The organism is Deltaproteobacteria bacterium (genome assembly GCA_020848745.1).
Classification (GTDB): domain Bacteria; phylum Desulfobacterota; class Binatia; order UTPRO1; family UTPRO1; genus UTPRO1.
The window spans coordinates 1-4,628 of sequence record JADLHM010000088.1; the positions used below are offsets into that span (position 1 = coordinate 1).

A 4,628-nucleotide genomic window follows, 5' to 3' on the forward strand; every position below is an offset into this window, starting at 1 on the left:
AGGCGCCGAGGCAGAGCGACTGGCCGTCGCCGCTGATCTTGCCCGCGTTCCGTGCGTCGAGGCAGCGGACCATCGCGCCAACGGCGGTCTTGAGGTAGCCGACGGCGGCGCTCCCGATGGCGCTCTGGCACTTGAGCGTGGCCTTGTCGGCGATCGCCGCGACGTCGCCGTAGGCGAGCGCGAGCATCGCCTCGACACCGCTCGTGATGCGGTCGGCGAGACACCGTTGCACGTCGGCGACGCTGGTCGCGCACGGGTCGAGCGCGCCGAGGTCGCCGGTGGTGCACTTGCCGGCGATGGTCTTGTCGAGCTTGGCGCGCGCCTTGGCGAGCTTGCTTGCGGTCTTGACGTCGTTCGGCGCGACCTCCTGTCCGGCGAACAGCGAGCCGCGGCAGGTGACGAGCGCCCGGCCGGCGATCTTGCCTTTGGCGACGGCGTTGCTGCAGCCGCGAATGGCATTGGCGCGCGCCGCGACATAGCCGCGCACGGCCTTCCCGAGGACTCTCTGGCAGCCTTCGTTCGCGAGCGGTGCCATCGGCGGGCTCAAGGGTGTCAGGGCGTTGCAGTACGGGCTCGGGTCGCAGACGTCGCCGGCACCGTCGAGGTCGCTGTCGCGGCCCTCGGCGTCGGCTCTCTCGACACAGGTGTCGTCCTCGTTGAAGACGCCGTCGCCGTCGTTGTCGCCGGTGATGACGTTGACGACGCCGTCGGCGGTGTCGCCGTCGCCGTTCAGGTCGATCCCTTCCACCGACTCGTCCCGTTCCTGGTAGACGATGGGCTCGCCGATGAAGTCGTCGGGGAGCGGGGGCAGGCTCGGAGCGCCCGCGGGGACGCTGAAGACCTTGCGGTGGGCGGACCGCGGATTGAAGACCTGCGCCACGATTCCGGTGCTCGACCCGTCGCCGTCGAGGTCGCGGTTGCCCTGCTCGGCTTCCGAGGTCAGGAAGGCGACCGAGTCTCCGACGATCTTGTACGCCTGACCCGGGGCGCATCCGGGCAGGTGACAGCGGACGATCGCCTGGCCGGAATTGATGAGGCGATCGTCTTTGAGATCGTAGACCCAGAGGAGGGCGTCGTCACCATCGCCGTCGCCGTTGCTGTCTCGGCGCGGTCCGTCGAAGCGTTCCGACGACCGAAACGCGATCAGGTTGCCGCTGACGACGAAATCGACCGTTTCGCGGGGGACGATGGTGACCTGGCCTGTGGCGACTCGATAAATGGCCAGGACGGTATCGTCGGTATCCCGGTCGCCGTTCAGATCTTCGCCGTCGCCTGCGCCGTGGTGATACTCGTCCGTCCCGAATACGACGATGGCCTCACATGTTCCGGCGGGGCAGTCACCGTCGGTCTGGCACGGCTCGCCGTCGCTGGCGCCGCCGGAGCACAAGTCGGTGCTGTCGAAACCGACGAATTGCAATCCCGTTTGTGGGTAGAGCGCCGCGATGCCGATTGGAACGATCTGCGGCGGGCTGCCGAGCGCACTGGTGGGAACGAGCCCGAGCACGAGATTGATTTTCTGGTTTCCATCGAGATCGACGAACGTATCCTGCGGCATCTCGTCGAGAGCCACCGCGAGCACCCGCGAGGATAGGGTCATGCGACTGTAGTTGGAGAGCATAGAGAGCCCGGCGAGCTGCGTCGTCGTATTCGTCGCTGCGTCGTAGGCGTACACGAGGCGATCGAATGTGTCGGTGTCGCCGTTCCGATCGGTGCCACCGTCATTACCCTCGGGGCTCATGAAAACCGCGCGGCCCGCGGCTACCGCGGTGAGGTCCGCGGGCTCGGCGCCGAGGCCGGTACGGAGCGTGGCAGTGCTGCCGGGACCGGACTCCCGGGGTACACCGCGAACGGCAGCTCGACCAAGGAGTAGACGTGCTCGCCGTCGGGCGTCACCGCGATGCCTCGCGTGAACGGCGCGCCCTCGCCGGGAAACGTGCTGGGCGACTCCGCCTCGACGAAAGTCAACGCGCCGCCCGGGACGGTGCGTTCAAAGACGGCGGTTCTACCGCCATTCCCGCCAGCGTAGACGGTTTGCCCGTCGGGCCCGATCGCGATTGCCTGCGCCCCGACAATGCCGCTCACCCCGTCGACGCCGTCGACCGCCGCCGCCGAGAACGTCAGGGAGCCCGTCAGAGGATTGCGATCGAAGATCGCAATCGCGCCGTCGCCGTCGGCGGCGACGTACACGTTCGCCCCGTCGCCGCTGACGACCAATTCACGCGCGCCGGCGAGCGACGGGCCGCCGATTCCGCCGTCGGGATAGGTCGCGAGGAACGCGAGCGTTCCCGAGACCACGTTTCGCGTGAAGGCGGTGACGGCCGACGAGGTGTGGGACGCCACGTAGACGTTCTTGCCGTCGGCGCTGACGGCGACGCCCCAGGGCTCGTCGAGTCCCGAGACACCACCCGCCTCGTCGAAAAGCGCCTGCACGAACGTCAGAACGCCCGTTCCGGAGTCGCGGCTGAAGACGGCGAGCGCGTTCTCCGTGGTGCCCGCTGCGTAGAGATGGTGACCGTCAGCGCTGAGCGCGAGTCGGCTGGTACCGCCGAGACCGTCCACGCCGCCCACACCGTCGACCTCGGCGTCGACGATGTCGACCCAGACGATCGACTCTGTGGCAAACGGCTGTACAAACGCGAACGTCCGATTTTGGAGGTTATGTCGCCCAGGCGGTGCGAAAAGCCGGGTAGTGCCGCCTATCACCCAAACCAGTCGACGAACGACGCCGCCTCACGATATGCGGCGCGATCGAGACGGGCGTGTTGTGCAGCCTGCTTACCTTCCGGTTGCAGTCGCGCAGCGAGCGTCGAGCTCGAACGACTTGCGACTTCCAGGCGGTCGTCTGGAAAGCAGATTCCCGGCACGACTCGGCGCTGCACCCACACCGCGAGGCCCTCAGAAAGCCAGGGGGAGCCGCACATCGCGAGCACGTGCGTAAGCTCGTGCATCAGTAGCGCCGGCGAACACTGCGGCCGCGAGAGCCGAATCAACGTGTACGGCTCGGCATCCGAGACGACGGTCGTCGGAATACCTACGCGGTCGCTCCGGAGATCGACGACGACTGCTCCAGTGAACTGGACGCCGAGGAAGCGTGTGCCTGCTTCGAGAGCGTTTCGCGCGCCGGATGCCCAGCCCCGTGCTTCCTCGCGAGATCCGGCCTGGCCCATCGCGACCGTCAGTGGCCCGTCCCGAGCGATGAGGACGGTGCCCTCGCGGCTGCAGAGCAGCTCACGGAGGTGACGGGCTGCGGCGTTTGCGCCCAGTGGAACCAACAGACGTGCCACCCGCCGAGCAAGTGCGGCGTCGCCGCGCTCGAGGGCGGTGAACCCGAGCTCGCGCAAGGCTCCGAGATGCCGACGATCTCGCCGGATTGCTTCGAGGAAGGCGACTTGGGCGGCGTCGCCCGCTCCCCGCTCCACCGCTTCGAGCCCGGCGCGGTAGAGCTCGTCGCCCGCAGACACCAGGAAGCCATGCGAACGGATCCGGTGTACGAGGTTCCAAACAGTCCCGTCGCCTTCGCACGAGGAATCGTCCATCCGCTCGGTGATTTCTGCGAGGTTTCGAACGCCGTCGAAGAGCGACGCTATGGCGAGATCGCGGGGTGTGAGCTCGAGGCCTACGTTACGGAGCTCGCTCACGGGAAGTGTCAACTGCGCAGAAGCGGCTGCGACCTCTACCTCGGGGCGCAAGGAAGGGCGGAAGGTGCGGTACTCGGCGACGCGCGTCGTCGGGGTCGCCGCTTCCGACCGTGGCTGCGCCGTCGGGCGTGGGGTGTCTGCCGACGCCCCCACCCAAACGTAGAGCTCGCTAACCAAGAGATCCTCAACCCCGAAATGCCGTCGTTGCAGGTCGTGGGAATCGAAGAGTCGGCGCAAGTGGAGAGAGCGAGCAGCAATCTGGTCGAGCACACGCGCCCCATCGGCCCCAAAACGGATTCCGACTTCGGGCGATACCATCGGGCCGACGAGCTCATCGCCGGCATGCTGCGCGTGTGCAGCACTGGTGCTGTCGAGTAGATTGAGCACCATCTCGCCCCCGACCCGGTCCTGCTCGGCAAGCCGATCGAGCCAGTAGTCAAGGGCAGTGGGTCCGCCCCAGAGGCTCAAGCCTTGCAGGATCAACAGCGTCTTGTGGACGCGAGGAGAGAACCCACGGTCTTCAAGCGCCTGCCACGTCTCCTGCTGAAAGTCGTCGGCCGGGACGCAGGTATGGCGAGAAAAACCGCTGCGACGTGCAAACGCTTCGAAGACGGCGGGGTGCTCGACCTTGATGGTTCGCACTGGCTGCACGGTCGATGACCGCGAACGACGGCGCTCGAAACCGCAGCTCACCAAGACCACCTGCTCGAAACCGCGACGACCAGCTGCGACCACCATTTCGTCGAACAGCCGGGCGCGCAGCTGCATCATCAGCGCCAAACCGGGACTTGCGCTCTCCAGTTGGCGCGCAACATCGAAGACTTCCGCACTGATACCGCTCAAGCGCGCCGTAGCCGGTCGGGCTAGTCCACCGCCACTGCGGAGTTGACCGATGTGTGATAGCAGACTCCTCGCCGCGCGGGGCGCGGACAACGGGTGGGGAGGTGGCGGATGGGACGAGCCGCGAAGTGGGTGGTGCGGTTAGACGCG

Annotated in this window: 3 protein-coding genes; all 3 read right to left on the minus strand. The window is 67.1% G+C overall.

All coding sequences use genetic code 11. From position 1 onward, the window contains the following. A partial coding sequence (locus IT293_12740) for a hypothetical protein (GenBank protein ID MCC6765519.1) occupies nucleotides 1–1,738 on the minus strand: 1,738 nt, incomplete at its 3' end. 20 nt (nucleotides 1,739–1,758) lie between these two features. Next, entirely contained in the window at nucleotides 1,759–2,568 is an 810-nt protein-coding gene (locus IT293_12745) for a beta-propeller fold lactonase family protein (protein ID MCC6765520.1), read from the minus strand. A 131-nt stretch (nucleotides 2,569–2,699) separates the two neighbouring features. After that, complete coding sequence (locus IT293_12750; protein ID MCC6765521.1) at nucleotides 2,700–4,481, minus strand: class I SAM-dependent methyltransferase; 1,782 nt, start codon at nucleotides 4,479–4,481, stop codon at nucleotides 2,700–2,702. Nucleotides 4,482–4,628 lie beyond the last annotated feature (147 nt).